Raw genomic sequence first — 15894 nt, 5'->3', positions numbered from 1 at the left:
GCCTACCACCACGCGGGTGGAAGCTGACGATTACGTAAAAGCTCCCGCTGAGCGTGCGCAATATCCAAAATGATCCCCGCTGCTCAGCATGGAGAATGTCAGACGTTCTCACTCGGTGGCCGTCCTGAAACCGCCCCAAAGAATCAGCTTTAACATGTCGATGCACCACGCCGATGCCGCAGCAAGAAACTATCGTGGCGCTGGTGAGGTATGCGGTTACCGGCTCACCGAATGGGTAGTTAAAAGCTTGCGCCAGGCGGCCTGCCGCGTACTGAGAGAGTGTGTTCATGACAAGCCCCTGGTGACTAAAGCGTAAGTATCAAGGTTGCGTTGAAGCCCGTTTCTTCGCCGGGATACCCTCGCGGATTGCACACGACCCGTGTACCGGCCACGTCATAGTCGACCGCCACATGCGAATGGCCATGCACCCACAGGGCCACCCGATCATTACCCATAAGGTCTTCCCACCGATTCGCATAAGCGGCATCCAGATGGGTGCCGGCGTGCGGATTGCCCTGAAGTGAGCGCAACGTGGGGGCGTGGTGGGTAATCACCACCGTCTGGCCATCAAAAGGGGCCGCTAACCTGTCACGCAGCCAGTCTTTCGTTTTTACCGACTGCTCCACCAGGTCTGTGGGCCGGATGCGCCGATAGTTTTCCGTACGAATTTGACGAAAATCATTCATCGCATTTTGAGCACTGAGGAATGCCATGGGCGGATTACCCGTTGCGGCAAAATCTGTCCACATCGTCGCGCCCAGAAATCGCACGCCACTAATGATGACTTCATCGCGATCCAACAGCCGCACTCGCTCATCACCCGCTAGGCGCATCTTCTCCAAACTGTGATAGAGGTGCCCACCGTAGTACTCGTGATTACCTGGCACATACAGCACCGGACAGGGAAAAGCCTGCTTAGCCCAAGCCACACCACGTGCTTTGCGGTCGATATCACCAGCCAAAATGACTACATCGGCATCGGCCACTTCAGGTACGAAAGGGCTGAATTCATTGTGCAAATCTGACAGCAGGTGAAGACGCATCATCGTGTCCTCGGGAGTGGCTTAGGCACTCGGGTTTGCTTTGCGCGGGGCGGACTAGAACAGCACTCCGCTAGAAAATCCGCAGCCCGGTCGACAGTTGCGCGGATTTACGCACGCCCCGCCCCAGCAGCAGGTAGCGGGTATTCACCGTCTCAAAAAAGCAGCCCTGGCGGAACGCGACCAGCGGCGTGCTGCGGATCCAATCCCCGGGCCGGCACCGGTCGAGGCTGTCAAAAACCACTTGGTGCGCATACAACATCACCGGCTGACGTCCCGTCCGCTGCAACTCCGCCAGTACCGACTCGGGCATTTCCAAGTCAATCCAGATCCACCGCCGCACCACACAGAACGACATCACGGGCTGGCATGCCCGTGCCCGCGCGATAGCCTCCTCGTCAGCCAGTTCCGGCCCCAGCATCGGAATCCCGCCTTCGTCGAGCAGCTCCATTACGGCTTGGAGAATGTCCATAGGCTGTTCCTTGCTAAGGTCGGCGGACGCAGCTGCGCACCAGCAGCCCACGAGCGGCACCACCTGCCGCCAGTTCGGGGTAGTCCTCCAGCAACTTGGCTGTCTTGTGAAGACTCTTCATGCGCACGCCCCTAGCTGCTCTGCAAGCTCGCGGATTGTCGGTTTCCGGAGCTGAGCGGCCCGCGCCAGATCGGCATTTCGGACGAGCAAGCCTCGCTGCCCACCACTCGTGTCTTGCGGCGGTGTCAGGATCTCGATCTGGGCAGGACGCCAGGACTGAATCAGGTACTGGGTTTTCGTGTTCAGTTGACTGGAGAGCTCGGCAGTCGGGGTGTAGGTCAGCAGAAACTTGATCAGGGCTGATAGCTGCACGACGTCGCGCTTGGCTTTCCCATGGCGCTCTTCAACCGCTCGGAGGAAACCTCCTTGGATCCATTTTTTGATCACACCTGCTTTCCAGCCGGACACCTTCGCCAAATCGTCAACACTGAACGAAGCATCTGGGTCGCTGTCCCGGATGCACGTCTCGATATCGGCCTTGTCGAACTGAAGCCCAGCCAGCCCAGACAGCTCTGTCACATGGGCAACGGGACAGATCGTCCCGTGCAGAATGTCTTGCAGCACCGATATGATCTTGGCGTTAGAAATTCCGTGCTTGGCCGAGATGTCTTCAAGCCCGATCAACCGGGATGGCCGAGGCTTCTTGCGGACGCGTCCCACTAGTTGGTTGATCACCTTGTCGACGTCCTCGACCCGGAATTCGCCGGCTACCAGCAGTGGACGCTCATCGCGCTTGTAGCGACGCAGCCCACCGGCTTGGGTAAAGCGCTCGAAACACGTCTTTGAAATGTTCAGCCGACGTCGCGCATCGGTGGCGGAAAGATAGCCACCACGGTGTTCCTTAATCTGGTCAATCGTCTCGCGGTGAATTGCAACGAAACGGTTACTGCCCTCTTGGTGCACTCGCCCGGGAACCTTCTGCTTGACCACTAGGTTGGTCAGGATATCGGGAGCGATGCCAAGCAATCGCGCCGCCTCAGCGGCTGAAAACCATTGCAAAGCATCGGCGTTTTCCGATCTGAGCAACATTCCCCTATGTCTAAGAGCAAAGCTCCCATCAAAGCGTTCATGCAAAACACGCTCGACCACTTCAGCAAAAAAGCCATAGACCTTCGGATCAAACTGCCGCTGAAATATCGCCAGCCAACGCCCTACGCGCTGATGCACGGAACGACCCTCGCCTTCGCGAATGCGTGCTTCAATGAATGCCTCAACGCCTGTCGGCCACGGCGTGAGCGCTGACCAAGCACGCCTCAACACACCGCGAGACTCCTGGATCGTTTTAGGACGCGGCTCCTTGCCAGCTCGAACAGGTATCGAGTTGGCCGGTTGAATATGGGTCGCGAGGTAGGCCAGGAAAGCCGCGATGTCCGGAGGCGGGCTGCCGGACTGCAAAGCCATGGGGAGCAGTGCTCTAGCCGGATGCGCTGCTCCAGCAATCAACGCAGAAAGGGCCAGGTCGTAGCTCTCAGCTGACTCCGCAACGGTTTCGGAGAAGGAGCGGTTGCAATGCTGGCAATGGGTGATCGACTCACGCTCGCGCGTAATGGGCTCGCTACAGCCTGGACATACATCCATCAGGAGCACGCCATGCAGCGGGCACGCCGTGATCAGCTCGTGATCCCACAGGGCTCGAATATAAGGAGCCTCACGTACGCAGCAGGGGCAAATCGGACTGCCGGCTGAGCGCTGATGCTTCAGGTTCAGAATCGGCGTGCTGGACTCGGGTGTCGGGTTCATCGCCACCAGTACATCGACGCTCAGTCTGAACTCCTCGGCAAACAACCCGAGCTGTTGTGCGTCATAAGCAAGACGAGGCTTCAGGCTCACCGCTTTCAGCAGCTGTTTGCTGTTCTGAAGACCGTAGCCTTGCGCCAGGCGGAGCAGGTAGCTATGCAGCGCTTCACCAGCAAAGGGATTCAGATGAATCTGCATCATCACTGGCTCCCCCCATCAGCGTGGGCAGCCATCCCCGGTGCGCTTTTCTGACCTCGTTTTGGGCGCGCCGCCCGCAATCCAGCTTCATTCAACACGGCAACATAACGCTGTACCAGAACGCTGTCGCTGAGCTCAGCATCAGACGCAAATGGATTCCTCGTATCTCCATCGGCAGCAATACTCGCTTGATATGCATCGTGCAGGGTGTTTCGGGTAATGATCTTGGACTTCGCTTTCTTAGCCAGATGCCTGGCCTCCTCGAACAGCTTGATCACCATGCCGTAACGCCCATCGGTAGCCGCATAGCAGCGTCGGACAACGTCAAGGTCAGTCATGTTGGGTAGCTCGTACCCCTGCTTGGAGAGCAACTGAGATACGGAAAGAAGGCAGCGGCAAAACTCCGCGATGTCGCCCGGCTGGTTCCAGTTGTAGGGATAAATAATGTGAGCTGGTCTGACACGAGTCCGCAGTTGATCGTTCTCCGAAAAAATTTCACGGGCTTTCGGCAAACCGATCAACAGCAGTGACAAATTGAGCTTATCTGACAAGACCTTGAGCCAGTCGGCAATCTCGTACCAACTCTTGGAGGTATTGCGCTCGACCACATGCTGGATTTCATCGAAGAGCAGGATACGTACCTGGGCTCTCTCCAACAGAAACATAGCCCGTGCAGTGGCCTGATCAGCGCTGAACCGGCCATAACGACGCGAGTCCAGCGTGTCGATGATGGCCTCCGCCATGGATTTTTTAGTCGGACTGGTCGGCGTTACGACACGAATGATGGGAATCGATTGCTGACCGTGTACTGATTGCGCTGGAAAGTCCTCCAACAACAAGTCGCTGACCAGAGATTTCCCCAGCCGGGGGATGCCCAGCAGAAGAGCAATCAGACGCTCACCGTCGATAGACCTTGCGACGATGCCTCGCGCAAAGTCATACGCCATTTGGAACTGCTGGTGCATCACGCGCTCTGTAGAGAGTGGCTGAAACATCCGGATCACCTCACTTGCGCGTCGGTACAGGCGTGAGCGCCTGCAAGTCTAGGGTTGCAGGCGCGTCAGCCTCGGCCTTATGGACTGGCTTGGTCGCCTGAAGCGCTTTCGTTTGGAGCTGCTTGTCCGACGCCCTGGCCGCCCGCTTGCGCTTGGCGACCGTGGCCGCTTTGTTCAGTGCATGGATGTCTCGATAGAGTTCCACGGCAGCTTGGTGATAATCCTCCTCGGTCAACTCGGCATCTGACTTGTAGAGCTTGCGGCGAATCTGCTTCGCCTCACCAAAGCTCATCGGCGGCAGATTACGCAGCTTGTTCGGCACCGTGATCATGACCTTCTGATCCAGTGGCGACACGACCGAAATGGCGCTGACATCCAGGGGATGCCAACGAATCTCGACCTTAGATTTTCGCGGCGCCGCCAGGAACAGCTCATAGAGCTCCTGGCTGTTGTAGTGGAACGTGTCGAACACGACGCCCTTGCTGGTCAGGGAAACTTTCTTGCTGCGATATTGCAGGCAGGCCTCCCGAAACTCTTCGGGGGTTGGCGGGGGTACCAACGGGTAAATTTTCGTCAGCGCATCCATGGCTTGTCGGGGAGAGCAGCGGTACCCAAAGCGATATGTCAGACGCGCCAGGGGCCTGTTCATATAAACATCACAGATCCACCGTGCCACCAACTTTTCCAATTGCGGCAACGTCAATGCAGCTTCGCGCAGAGCACGCCCTTCAGGGTCTTTCTCCAGAACTTCTTCCGACAAATTGGCCCCGCACAGTTTTTTGATCAGGCCGGTCTTACTGGAGCCGTGCGTGCGCTCTACATAGGGATGTTTCTGCGGTTTACCCGCCTGCGAAAACTCATTAGCCACCCCGAGATACCACAATGCGTGATACATGCCTTGCCCGTGATGGGCCGCGCTGTTATCACCACCCATCTTGTGCCATAGCGCCGGCGCCGGGAGGGCATGCTTGACGCCGTAGCGCTGCAAGAAACCGTCGTCTCTCGGCATAAACGCCATTTCAAGCAAGCGCAGAAATGCTTCCTCGGATTCCGCTTGAATGGTCAGATAGAACGCAATGATGGCGCCGGTGGCACAGTCAATCAGCAGGTAAAGCGTAGGTTTACCGATGACCTCACCCTGGTCGTTAACCAGATGCACGTTCAAAACTGTCGAGTCATACTCGACGCGCTCGTAGGGCGCCTCGATAAGCAACAGCTCTAGCGCCGCATGCAAAGTTTGATTGGCCGCTCTTGTCCCCAAGCGGCCTTGCACCGACTCCAAATTACCAATTTTGTAAATTGCTCGCGTAACCGAACGCCTGGAAATGCCAGTAAAGGGCAGTTTCAGCTCCGCGCAGATATCTTTGGCTCTGGCGTTCGCCAGTTCTGTGATCGACTGAATGCTGAAGCGTTCGGTGCCTTTGTAAAACTCAAGCAGGGCCTCTTGAAGCGCTTGCTCCGACACCTCCGACAGCTTTGAGCCGCGATTCCCCCGCGCTGAATAGAGCGGCGCAACATGCTGCTTATTAACGACGCGTTCATACTTCGCATACCAGCGCTGAATTGTTCGGATATTCGGTATCTGTTTCCCCAGCATGGGCCCGATGTCTTGCCAGGGCACACCGTTCTCGCGCAGGCTTTTGACTTTAGAAAGCACGTCCAAACGAACTTTGAGCGCGGCCTCCTCGGTCAGAGAAAGTTCCCTGGTCGGCGCTTCCTCATTCGCAGCCCGTCGCGAAAAGATCGGCTTGGTAACACCCTGCGCGATACGGTTGTTGAACTCACCCACACCGTAGAACACGAGATTCCCTGCACGCCCTTCCAGCAAGACCTGGTCGGTCTGCAAGCGAATGTCGTGGACATTGAACAGCTGGCCGTTGTCTTCAACCAGGTCGCCCTTCTGGATCAGCCGGTTGTTCATACAAACCCCACCTCTAGATGAGTAAGGTTTCCATGTGCAGGAGTGATTTCCCCTCGCCCCGCCAGCAGATCGGCATTTAGATCTGCTTGAAAGACACCATTTGCGATACCGACAAACACGCCAAAGCCGCCGTACGGCGCTTTATCCGCCAGTTCCGAGAACTTCCACTGCGGCTTCTGGTGCGACAGTTCCACCAACTGCTCAAGCGTTGCAGGTAGGTGCTTCTTGAAGTACTCAGCCGAGGTTCTCGTCAGATATTCACAGTTTCGGACAAGTACATCCGTGATCTGGCCACCCTCCAGCACCCTGAACTCAAAACCGTGCTGCTGACACTGGCGCTGCGCCAGCGTGTACTTGTCGGTGAGCTCAGAAGAAGGGGAGGACTTCTTCACTTCGATAATCAGAATGCGGCCATCAGCTAGCCGCACCGTGAAATCCGGCGTGTAGAACACACGATCAGCCGACGTTGGTTTGAAATGCTCACGAGACGGCTGAATCTCGCCGCTGAGCACCTCCATCGTCCAGGGTTGCTCGCCGAACCGCACAACCCGTGGGTCAATCTCGAACAACAACGCGCGCCTCAGCTCTTCATAGCTCTCCAGCGAGATCAGTCCGCCCGCCTTGGCAGACATGAACACGTAACACGCCTTGCCACGACGGGTGCGCTTCGAGACGTTGCGTGCCACAGGAACAGGCTGAAGACCGCGATGCATTTGCGCTCCAATATCGTTAACCGGCTACGTTATTGACGGTAAGTAATAGCCAGCCTTTCCTTGCCCGTCAACCTTTTCCCGTAATAGGCTACGAATAAATTGACAAGCCTTACCGGGAGCCTCATGGCGCGCACGGTCGACAGCCGCTGGTTTGAGACGTATCGCAACGCGAAGAATGCCTTCGAGCAGCAGGGGCAAAGCGCCACGCTGGCGAGCGTCGCCCAGGCCTTGGGGATGAATCAGAAGACCCTCAATCGCATGGTCGCAGCCGGGCGCTACCTGGAGCGCTGTTTGCCGGCGATTGAGCAGCCGCAGGTACGGTGCAGCTACGTGCACATAGAGTTGCTCGACAAGATTTCGCGCATTTCCGCACCCCTGGCGGATGAACTACTGCCTCCGGCCTTGGTGAATCAGATCAGCATTGCCGAGCTGTCGCAGCGGCTCGACGCGCTGCGCAGCCAGAGCCCCTTTCTCGCCCACGCTATTAATGCGCGTGCCGATAAGCGCCGCACGGCCAAAGGCTTGGTCAGAGACTTGTTCAGCTTCCTGACGCACACGCCGCTGGAGTTCTTCGAGGCGCCAGGCGGAACCGTGCTGAAAGCCGCCACCACCAGCCTGTTTCAAGCACCCACCGCCGCCTTGCTCGACAAGCAGGGCAGCCCGCAAGTCGTGCTCTTCTGTAAAGTCGGCGGCGACTCGCGCCCCGCCAGTGGGGTCGCGATGGATCTCTACGAACTGGCCATGGCACGACGGCACATGGCCCGCAGGGTCTGGATGGTCTTCCCAGAACGCAGCGATGTGTTCCTGCACTTGGCCGAGCTGTCACTCTGGCTCGGCGGCAGTCCGCTGCACGAAGACACCGGCTGGCTGCGCCTGGCCTATTTTCACGACTTCCAAGAACGACTGGTGCTCAATGTGTTCTTCGAAGATGCCTGCTCGGAGCTGCTCGCGGAGGTTTCGGCGGGGAACCGACGTTTTGAACCGGATCAACTGACCTGGGCCGGCGCTCCACCCGGTAAACCTGGCGAATTGACTGCCTTAGGGATTGGCTACACCCCCAAGCTTCCTCGCGCCGGATCGAGCCGCAGCTATACCGAATACCTCATTGCATCCGCCGATGAACTCACTCCGTACCTGACAAGGTTGAAGGTGGAAGCTGACCTCGAGCTCTGAGGTGACGCAGCAGGGCTTGGCTGCATGTAATGGGGCGTTATAGTCAATGGCCTGAGCGTATGACTACCGGGATGCTAATGCCCGTCCACCATACCCAGGGCGCTGGTGGGCCAGAACGATCTCTGCCAGTTCGCGCCAGCTACCCCGTCCTGGCTGATCGGGAAGCGGCACAGCAAAACTTCGAGTTATCGCACGGCCAGGGACGATGCCGAGGTCAGCGAGCAGCGGTCAGTCAGTGGCCTTACAATAGACGTCCGGACTCCACCCGCTACTGTTCTCTTCTACCAACGACGTCAACTGCGCCATCAGCTCCCGCGCGCGCGACTTCGTCTCCGGGTCGGCATATACACCAGCACTGAGTAGCGCTTCCACCGCCTGCAACCACTGGCCGCTGGTGAGTATCGACTCGCCGTAAGGCGCGACGTAGCAGTCCTCGCCAAACTCAATATCCATGACCTCCTGAATCAGGTAGGCCCCCTCGTCGGCAAAATAGCGCGCCGGTTGCGCCACTGACAGCAGCGCTTGCTGGGCTTCAACCGATTCAGGAGCGATCTCGATGGCCGCCCGCAGCTCCAGGTATTTCCAGTGCTTCAGACTGAGGGTATTGCTTTGGCTTTCATCCATACCCAACTCTGGCGGCGCGAAGCCTGACGCCTGTTCCAGGAAGGTCTGGGCCTCCCGCGCCACACTCAGGCACCTTGAAAATTCGGCCCGAGCAAAGGCCTGGTGGTAAGCGCGACGCAGCAGGTTGCCTTTCAGCAATGAAAACTTTCCTTGCTGCTCCTTGGCCACCGCGTCAACCAAGCCCCTGAAATAGCTCATCAGCTCATCCAGTCCCGAGGCGGCAGCGTGCCAAGTCAACGCATGGAAGAGGGCCGGCTGGTGCAGGATCACCGACAATAGATCCCATCCCGCTACTTCGCGCAAATCCGTGAGAAAGCTCTGTCGCGCTGCCTCATAGCCAGGCAGCCCGAGCACAGAGCGGACATGCAGCAGCTTGAGCTTGGTGAAATGATTGTTCGATTTCCACCAACCTTGCTGGAAGAAGTAATAATCCGGAGAGCTGTTGGGGTACTGAGCTGCCCACTCATCCATTTCTGCGCAGATCCGCATGGCCACTTGGGTTTCCACGTCTGAAAGGCAACGGACGCTGCCAGCCTCTCCCACCCATCGGTCATAATGCTTCTGCGGGTTTTCCTTCCAGGAACATGGCGAGATTCGGCCTTGTGCCTCAGCGGCACGCAGCCAGTCCACGCCGGTCGACAGACACCGGGTTTCCGGTTGAGTCAGGACAAATAACCAGTCAATGCATGAATTACGGATCTGCTCGTAGTTCTCGCGATACCGATAGCGTCGATGCGGGTTTTCGTGGTCTCGAGGCCAGTAGAGCAGCGCCGGGAACACCACCGCGCGATGTTCAGTCAGAGCCTTGGCGCGCCGGTCTTCCGCCATATCCCGCATTTCCTCGGCCCAACGCTCCTGGCCAGACATCGGGTCGGCCTCTTCGCGCTGGAATTCGTAGCGAGCCACCTCTTGATCGGCAGAGCGCTTCTCGTTGATGCAGTGAATCGCCAGCAGCATCCAGGCTTCTGAATGCTCGGGATCCGCCTCGACGGCTTGTTGAGCCGCCGCCATTGCCTGGTCGGACAGCCCCAACCGATAAAGCGCCCAGGCTTTCTCGGTGAGCTGATCCGGGCTGAGCAGCGAACTCCGGCCCTGCTCCTCAACCCGTTCCAGCAACTGGACGGCCCGCAGCGCATAGGGAGTGCCCTTGCCCGCAGTGCTGCCCTGGCCATCCACCGACAGCCGGTCTTCCAGGGCAAAGTCCTCCAGCGACGGCTGCTCACTGAGTACCGCCTCTAGCGAGTTCAACCGGTCGACCCAATAGCCATAGGCATACAGCTTCTGCTCAAGACGCGCCCTGGCGCGTTCGATCTCCTGATGCAGCACCACTGCCGATACCTGGCCCTCGGCCAGATCACAGACCAGATCCTGACTGTTGAACACGGCATCCAGCGCCAGCAGGTTCTTGATCAGGTTGTCACACGCCGTCGAGCGCTTGAAGACATTCGAGCCCTTGTCCGGGTCGAGCCGATGCTTCTTGAGCGGCGTTCTGCCAGCGAGCTTGGCTAGCAAGCTGCGATCATCGTCATGCCCAAACAGGCGTAGCAGGGTTTCTTTCACACCATTCGATTCAGGCTTTCTCGCCATGTCTCTCTCCTTGGAGGCCGGGGAATGGTTCCCCCGACCTTGGCCGTCCGGTTACTTGCCTTTTTTCCCACCCTGACGACTGCTGTGGTACGCCGGGCTGTTCGGGTTCAGCTGGCTGGCCCGATTGTTCTGACCAGCCTGGTGGGCCGGATTATTCGGATTGGACTGGTTGGCGCGATGGTCTTGCTGGCTCATGGTGGAGCTCCTTTGGGTGTTTGGAGACTCCAGCGTAAAAATGCACCGCGTGCAGAAAAGCTTTTTTGCGTCGAAGCTGCAAAAACACCTGCACGTGGAGACAATCTCATGCGCCAGCCCATCGATCAGGGCACCCTGCCGGCGTTGGTGGGAACCGGAGTAACCAGAGAGTGTCGCGCGTTGCGCCATGGTGATCGATGGCGCCTGGAATTCCGCCTCGCCACTCACTGGCTGCCGATTCGCTCGCGACCGGAGCCAGTACGGTATTGGCGCTTGCTCACCGCTATCGGACGGTATTACTTCACTCAGGGCATCAAACTGCTAACCGTCAAGCTATCGCTCCACAGCGACGTCGTCCTTCTGCCGGTAAAGCCGGTAGCTCTTCAACACTTGCTCGTACAGGGCTCTGCGCACCACGGTACAGGCGGGATGAAAGGCATTGATGAAGGGCACTCCGTCTAGCAGATGCACACGGGAAGATGCTTTCTCCAGCTCGGGAAAAACAAACGCCTTGATGATGTCGTACGTCCCACCCATGACCAAGACATCCGGCGCTATCGCGGCAATCTGCTCCCGCAAGAAGAGATGGTGCTGCTGCGCGAACGCTCTCACCTTGTCCGTCGCGCGGCGGCCCCCCGTGGTTTTCTTGAGATTGATAAACGCAGACGAGAGCAGGGCAGACTTTCGGTTGCGGTGCGCGACCTCGTACTCGGGGACGTTCTCCGCGAAGTGCTGCAAGCCATACGCCCAGCGACCAACATTGTGGAAAGTCGGGCGTCGCCAGAGCTTACTCTTGGGCCGGCTCACTATCGCATCATGGATCAGACCGGCCAGATTTGAACCCGAGTAATCATTCGTCTCTTTGAGGACGAACAGCACCTTGACCTGACAGGAGTGCCAGTCTTCGGGCGAGATGATGCCATCCTCGATGTAGGTGGCGTTCGGCTCATCCTGGAGCAAAGCCTGGCGGAAGGCCTCATGATCAAATTCCAAGCAGGTCGGGCTGGTCATCCTGTCCATGTGCCAATCTCCCAAATTGTTCTATTCGGCAGGCCATCCGCCCTGGGCAACTGTCCTGGGATGGACACGACAACCACGCCTTGCACAACGTTTCTGCCTGGCTGAGCACCAGTTGCGCCGCTTCGTCGAGGGTGCAGCACAGGGTGAAAGCCTTGCTCATCGCCAGCGCGAGGTCGGTCAAGCGCTACTTACCATCCCCCAGCCCAGCACAGGTTGGCGGCGCCGGCCAGCAGCTTGTGGCCACCGGTGAAACAATCGCCGTCGTCGAAGCCGTGCAGCAGGCGGCGCAGGATAGTCGACCTGAGCTGGCCCCAACCCGGTTACCCCCGCTGCCATACGATCCAAGACCTGACTTGCTGTCACAGTCCGTTGGGCAGGAACTTGGTGGCGCCACTCACATCATCGATTTTCTTGATGCGGAAGGCTTTCAGGCAGGTTTCGTTGCGCGTGTTGGTATCCGGGCAGTACTGCTTGATGAAGTCGGCAAAGGCCATGTCCTGACCATTCACATTGAGGACACGCTTGTAGTAATCGCCCTGGATACCTTGGGCCTGGCGGCTGTCAGTCATGGCCTGGTCAACCACCAGGCGCCCGTGCAGGTCGACCGTGGGAAACTGGGCTTGGGGATCTTCCTTGGAGCAGGCGCTGAGCAACAGCCCGGCTGCTAGCAGCGTAGAACGACGCAGCATGGTGAATTCTCTCAGAGAAGATCAGCCCCAACACGGGGCTGATCGAAGGGCGGACTACTCGCCGAACAGGCTGTTGGAGCGATTTACCTCGGCCTTGCCGGCATCTTCCAGCAGCGACTTGGTGCCGGAAGTCACGTTGCGTGCGGAGTCAGCTTGGGACTGAATTACATCAGTGCGGGCGGCGCTATCGCGCAGCTCTGCATCAATGTAGTCATTAGCACGGGACACCTTCGCCCGTTTGGCTTGCAGTGCTAGGCGGCGCTCTTCCAGTTCGAGTGCGCGCAATTCGTCCTCGTAGTTCTCCTCACGGCTGCGCACACGCTTCTGCTCCGCAGCTTGGGCTTGGCGCTGAGCGTCAGCACGCTGAGCAGCAGCCCTTTGGGTAGCAGCGCGCTCCTTGCGGGCAGCTGCCTCGCGCGCCTCCGCGCGCTCTTGCGCAATGGCGGCCTGCCGGGCGCGCTCAGCGTCGGCAGTCGCCTCCGCCTGCTTGGTTTGCTGCTCGATCTGGTACAGCTGGTCAAACTGACCGGCCAGTAACGGGAGGGTCATCAGGGCGAGCGCCGAACCCAGAACGATTCGTTTCATGTCCTAGGGCCTCAGCCTTTCTTGGGTTCCGGGCAAGCAGCGTTCGGCTGGATGCGCGTTTCGTTGGAAACGGTCATGACCATCAGGGAGATTTCGCCGACTTGGAATTCGCACGGACGACCGACTTGGGCGGAGGTGAAGATCTTGCCGTTTTCGGAGTAGCCGATCAGCACACCGGGCACCAGGGACGTGTCGTTGACCAGAGAACCTGCGGCCGCGCCGGCAGCGCCACCCGCGACCCCACCGACTATGGCGGTATCGCGATTGTGCTGGTTGCCCAGTGCCGCACCGCCGATGGCGCCGAGCACCCCGCCGACCATCATGGCGGCTTTCTTGTTCTTCTCGTTGCTAACTTTGATCTTGGTGGGCGAAACCGTGATGATCTTGACGGTCTTGGCCTCTTGTTGCGTGTTCACCTGACTGGCGTCAAACACATCGGCTTGGTACTGCTCACCGGTAGCCTGGCAGCCAACGAGAACGGCGGCCACGGAGAGGGCCAGACAGTGTTTCAGCATCATCATTTCTAACGTCCCTGGTGTGTGGAAAAGCATGCAGAGCAGTCCTTGGCGACGTGCATCATTTTGCCATCATTCTAAACACACTGATCCGCAGGGGTAAAGCCAACAGAAATTGAAAGGACTCTATCTAGATCATTCAGAAATAAGTGATGCGCGACCGATGCGGTGAACGGCAGCGAACCCGCAGGTAACTCCGCGAATGCCGTCCTCGCGTGCAGTCGCGGAGGACGGCTATGCGTAAGAGACGTTAGGGTCAATCAGGCTCCACACCGGGCCGGGCCCTGGCGCACCTGCATCGCAGGCCTGGACGCCGATTCGCGCGCCTGCGCCATACCAGAAGTATGCGGTTAAGGCAGTAGACCTTGATGGCATCAGTGATGTCATTACCCCGATTCTGGTGCAGCAGACGACACCATCAGCGCCGGGTCATGGGTCGCTCACCACGAATATCGACTCGGTACCTCGATCACCTTGTCCAGCCATTCATCAGCAGCCTCAGTAAAGGGGTCGACCCAGTCGGCTTTTGCCCGCCCCCAGCTCAGGTGATCCAGCTGATCTGGGGTCAGTTGACCGTGCCGACGCCAGGTCTGCTCAACCTCATCAAGGTACCGACGTAGCAAACAGGCCCGCTCCCATTGCCGGGCCTGTTTCAAAAGGCCAAGCAGTCGTTTGCGCTCAGCCTCCTGCATCGCCTTCTGAGCCAATGCAGCGTCGCGCCTGCGTTGGCGCTCAGCCTCGGCGATGGCTTGCTGTTCGCGACTCACTAAGAAATGCACGGCCCGGCGAGCGACGTCACAGATCACCTGATTGAGTTGTTCCTCAACAGTTGCTTTGGTGGAGTCAGTGACCTTTCCTCCATATCCCTCGTCGACCAGCACCTGGAGCAGCCCAGTCGGGTGGTACTGCCAATCGGGGATTCGCACCCATTCGTCGCGCGCCAGTTTCTTCAGCTGCTGCTCGGTCGGCTGGTACTTGGAACGTCGCGCGGACTCAAAAAACGTCAGCTGGATCTGAATACCTAGGATGCCGACATGGGTAGCCTTCCTTTCGACCGTGATTGGATAGCCCCGGTTTTCAAGCGCCTTGATCAAAGTGTCCGCGACGCGGAGCGCTCGGGGTTGCATCGCCTTGGAAACCCGAAGATCCAAGGCCTCGCCATGGGGCCTGGGAAAGTCGCGTTGATCCAGGTATGGATCAGCCAAGGCCTTTTGCGTCTTAACCACTAGGACATGGGGATTTCGCAGGCTTTGGGGTACTACGATTCGATGATCAGGATGTTGCTCGTACTCGAGAATTGCTTGAAGACGGGGAACCTCAGGCGCGCTGCTTTGAATTGAGCGGCCTAATGTAGCCGGCTGCGGCTCTTTCGGCTTGAGCAGGTGGATTGGCAGGCCCGTGTAGTCCCTCAAGGTTGGAGTACCGGCGACTCGCTTTCCAGCCCTGAGTTTTGCCCAATGGCCGCGCAAAGGGGTTGGAATCTGCAACCTGGAACACAGCTTTTTAAGGCCCACGTCAGATAGGCCGTATCGAGTGGCAACCACGCTCAAAGGCTCAGACCAAACTTCCTTGAGTAATAGAGCTCGGTCGTACTGGTCTTGCATACGGGCAGCACTCCGCAGAAAGCAGGGGCAGCAGAAAGCACAGAGGGGAGCCGTAGCTCCCCTCCCAAGATCATTGCGTGTGTTGTTGTTCTTCTATCGATCTGTTGTTGTTTTTAGCGACCGGGCGCATTGCGCCAGTCTTAGCCGACCCGACGTTGGGTCGAAGGCAAACAGATTTTTTTGGACGCTGGCCTTGCCATTGTCATGTACTGAACCAACCAGTGCAGGCGCTACCTTCAGGTAGTTTTATTCTGTTGCGCTGGTCGCCGGGGCCGGAAACGGCACACCCTCTCCAAAAAAATCGGTTTGCTTCCGCTCTGTCGTCTTGTTCTTGTTGTGCCAGAGTCGAAGTGTTTTTGTGGCTATTGTTTTTGTTGTGCAACCGATTAAGCACAGTTCATGCCAAAAATAAAAAATACATATTTTTCAAACCTTAACAAAATTCAACGTCGACACTACAAGCCACGCACGCTGGTTTTTGTTCCCATCCGACCCGAGCTGCTACGGAAAAGTAGACGCCCCGTAACACCGGCGGCGAAACGACCATCGCAACGGGTGGGCTTCCGGATTGGATCACCCGCCGTCGCTCCCAGGCGGGAGCTCAATCTGCTGAATCAGCAATTCATCCGGCGTCTTGAGCAGGGGATCCAGCCAATCTACCTTTGCTTGGGCCCATGCCGGCTAGCGCGACGCCCACGGAGAAGGGCAAGGTGTTGGCAGACGATTTGGGGCTGGGAGCGAGTCGTGCTACTCCATTCGTACCTTT

The 15894-nt window shown here is 58.1% G+C and carries 14 protein-coding genes; 1 reads left to right on the top strand and 13 read right to left on the bottom strand.

The annotated features are described in order from the left end of the window. Window positions 1-305 precede the first annotated feature (305 nt). The 6 genes from J7302_RS14545 to J7302_RS14520 all read right to left on the bottom strand — a co-directional run bounded on the left by J7302_RS14545 (window position 306) and on the right by J7302_RS14520 (window position 7136). Complete coding sequence (locus tag J7302_RS14545) at window positions 306-1043, bottom strand: metallophosphoesterase (RefSeq protein WP_215376230.1); 738 nt, start codon at window positions 1041-1043, stop codon at window positions 306-308. Between the two features lie 70 nt (window positions 1044-1113). Then, complete coding sequence (locus J7302_RS14540; protein WP_251702076.1) at window positions 1114-1512, bottom strand: DUF6957 family protein; 399 nt, start codon at window positions 1510-1512, stop codon at window positions 1114-1116. Between the two features lie 117 nt (window positions 1513-1629). Then, a complete protein-coding gene (locus J7302_RS14535; protein WP_215375807.1) occupies window positions 1630-3510 on the bottom strand; it encodes a TniQ family protein in 1881 nt (626 codons plus the stop codon). Then, window positions 3510-4502 carry a TniB family NTP-binding protein gene (locus J7302_RS14530; RefSeq protein WP_215375804.1) on the bottom strand — a complete coding sequence of 331 codons (993 nt, stop codon included), beginning with the start codon at window positions 4500-4502 and terminating at the stop codon, window positions 3510-3512. The genes J7302_RS14535 and J7302_RS14530 overlap by 1 nt, the downstream gene beginning before the upstream one ends. Window positions 4503-4512: 10 nt before the next feature. Then, window positions 4513-6423, bottom strand: a complete 1911-nt coding sequence (locus J7302_RS14525) for a Mu transposase C-terminal domain-containing protein (RefSeq protein ID WP_215375801.1) — start codon at window positions 6421-6423, stop codon at window positions 4513-4515. Beyond that, the gene (locus J7302_RS14520; RefSeq protein WP_215375798.1) at window positions 6420-7136 is read right to left on the bottom strand and encodes a TnsA endonuclease N-terminal domain-containing protein; all 717 of its coding nucleotides are present in this window, start codon (window positions 7134-7136) and stop codon (window positions 6420-6422) included. The genes J7302_RS14525 and J7302_RS14520 overlap by 4 nt, the downstream gene beginning before the upstream one ends. 123 nt (window positions 7137-7259) lie before the next feature. Between J7302_RS14520 and J7302_RS14515 the strand changes: the two genes are divergently transcribed. After that, window positions 7260-8309: a hypothetical protein gene (locus J7302_RS14515; protein WP_215375795.1), complete on the top strand. Its 1050-nt coding sequence runs from the start codon at window positions 7260-7262 to the stop codon at window positions 8307-8309. A 228-nt stretch (window positions 8310-8537) separates the two neighbouring features. Here J7302_RS14515 and J7302_RS14510 read toward each other — a convergent pair whose 3' ends face one another. From J7302_RS14510 to J7302_RS14480, 7 genes are all read right to left on the bottom strand, one after another. Beyond that, window positions 8538-10493, bottom strand: coding sequence for a tetratricopeptide repeat protein (locus J7302_RS14510; RefSeq protein ID WP_215375789.1), 1956 nt, complete (start codon window positions 10491-10493; stop codon window positions 8538-8540). A 78-nt stretch (window positions 10494-10571) separates the two neighbouring features. Continuing rightward, window positions 10572-10715, bottom strand: coding sequence for a hypothetical protein (locus J7302_RS14505; RefSeq protein ID WP_215375786.1), 144 nt, complete (start codon window positions 10713-10715; stop codon window positions 10572-10574). A 333-nt stretch (window positions 10716-11048) separates the two neighbouring features. Continuing rightward, complete coding sequence (locus J7302_RS14500) at window positions 11049-11735, bottom strand: hypothetical protein (RefSeq protein ID WP_215375782.1); 687 nt, start codon at window positions 11733-11735, stop codon at window positions 11049-11051. A gap of 359 nt (window positions 11736-12094) precedes the next feature. Further along, window positions 12095-12424, bottom strand: coding sequence for a hypothetical protein (locus J7302_RS14495; RefSeq protein WP_215375780.1), 330 nt, complete (start codon window positions 12422-12424; stop codon window positions 12095-12097). A gap of 54 nt (window positions 12425-12478) precedes the next feature. Beyond that, window positions 12479-13009, bottom strand: coding sequence for a DUF5384 family protein (locus J7302_RS14490; RefSeq protein WP_215375777.1), 531 nt, complete (start codon window positions 13007-13009; stop codon window positions 12479-12481). Between the two features lie 11 nt (window positions 13010-13020). Further along, window positions 13021-13530, bottom strand: a complete 510-nt coding sequence (locus tag J7302_RS14485; RefSeq protein ID WP_215375774.1) for a hypothetical protein — start codon at window positions 13528-13530, stop codon at window positions 13021-13023. Between the two features lie 434 nt (window positions 13531-13964). Further along, window positions 13965-15128 (bottom strand): hypothetical protein, encoded by a 1164-nt coding sequence (locus J7302_RS14480; protein WP_215375771.1) that lies wholly within the window; start codon window positions 15126-15128, stop codon window positions 13965-13967. Window positions 15129-15894 lie beyond the last annotated feature (766 nt).

It is taken from the genome of Metapseudomonas boanensis, from assembly GCF_018704125.1.
In the GTDB taxonomy this organism is placed as follows: domain Bacteria; phylum Pseudomonadota; class Gammaproteobacteria; order Pseudomonadales; family Pseudomonadaceae; genus Metapseudomonas; species Metapseudomonas boanensis.
The sequence above is the reverse complement of the archived record's forward strand: the minus strand, read 5'-3'. Positions and strand labels throughout refer to the sequence as shown.

Coding starts and splice junctions, on each gene's coding strand:
- J7302_RS14545 (WP_215376230.1), bottom strand. CDS start 1,043: ATGCGTCTTCACCTGCTGTCAGATTTGCACAATGAATTCAGCCCTTTC.
- J7302_RS14540 (WP_251702076.1), bottom strand. CDS start 1,512: ATGGACATTCTCCAAGCCGTAATGGAGCTGCTCGACGAAGGCGGGATT.
- J7302_RS14535 (WP_215375807.1), bottom strand. CDS start 3,510: ATGATGCAGATTCATCTGAATCCCTTTGCTGGTGAAGCGCTGCATAGC.
- J7302_RS14530 (WP_215375804.1), bottom strand. CDS start 4,502: ATGTTTCAGCCACTCTCTACAGAGCGCGTGATGCACCAGCAGTTCCAA.
- J7302_RS14525 (WP_215375801.1), bottom strand. CDS start 6,423: ATGAACAACCGGCTGATCCAGAAGGGCGACCTGGTTGAAGACAACGGC.
- J7302_RS14520 (WP_215375798.1), bottom strand. CDS start 7,136: ATGCATCGCGGTCTTCAGCCTGTTCCTGTGGCACGCAACGTCTCGAAG.
- J7302_RS14515 (WP_215375795.1), top strand. CDS start 7,260: ATGGCGCGCACGGTCGACAGCCGCTGGTTTGAGACGTATCGCAACGCG.
- J7302_RS14505 (WP_215375786.1), bottom strand. CDS start 10,715: ATGAGCCAGCAAGACCATCGCGCCAACCAGTCCAATCCGAATAATCCG.
- J7302_RS14500 (WP_215375782.1), bottom strand. CDS start 11,735: ATGGACAGGATGACCAGCCCGACCTGCTTGGAATTTGATCATGAGGCC.
- J7302_RS14495 (WP_215375780.1), bottom strand. CDS start 12,424: ATGCTGCGTCGTTCTACGCTGCTAGCAGCCGGGCTGTTGCTCAGCGCC.
- J7302_RS14490 (WP_215375777.1), bottom strand. CDS start 13,009: ATGAAACGAATCGTTCTGGGTTCGGCGCTCGCCCTGATGACCCTCCCG.
- J7302_RS14485 (WP_215375774.1), bottom strand. CDS start 13,530: ATGATGATGCTGAAACACTGTCTGGCCCTCTCCGTGGCCGCCGTTCTC.
- J7302_RS14480 (WP_215375771.1), bottom strand. CDS start 15,128: ATGCAAGACCAGTACGACCGAGCTCTATTACTCAAGGAAGTTTGGTCT.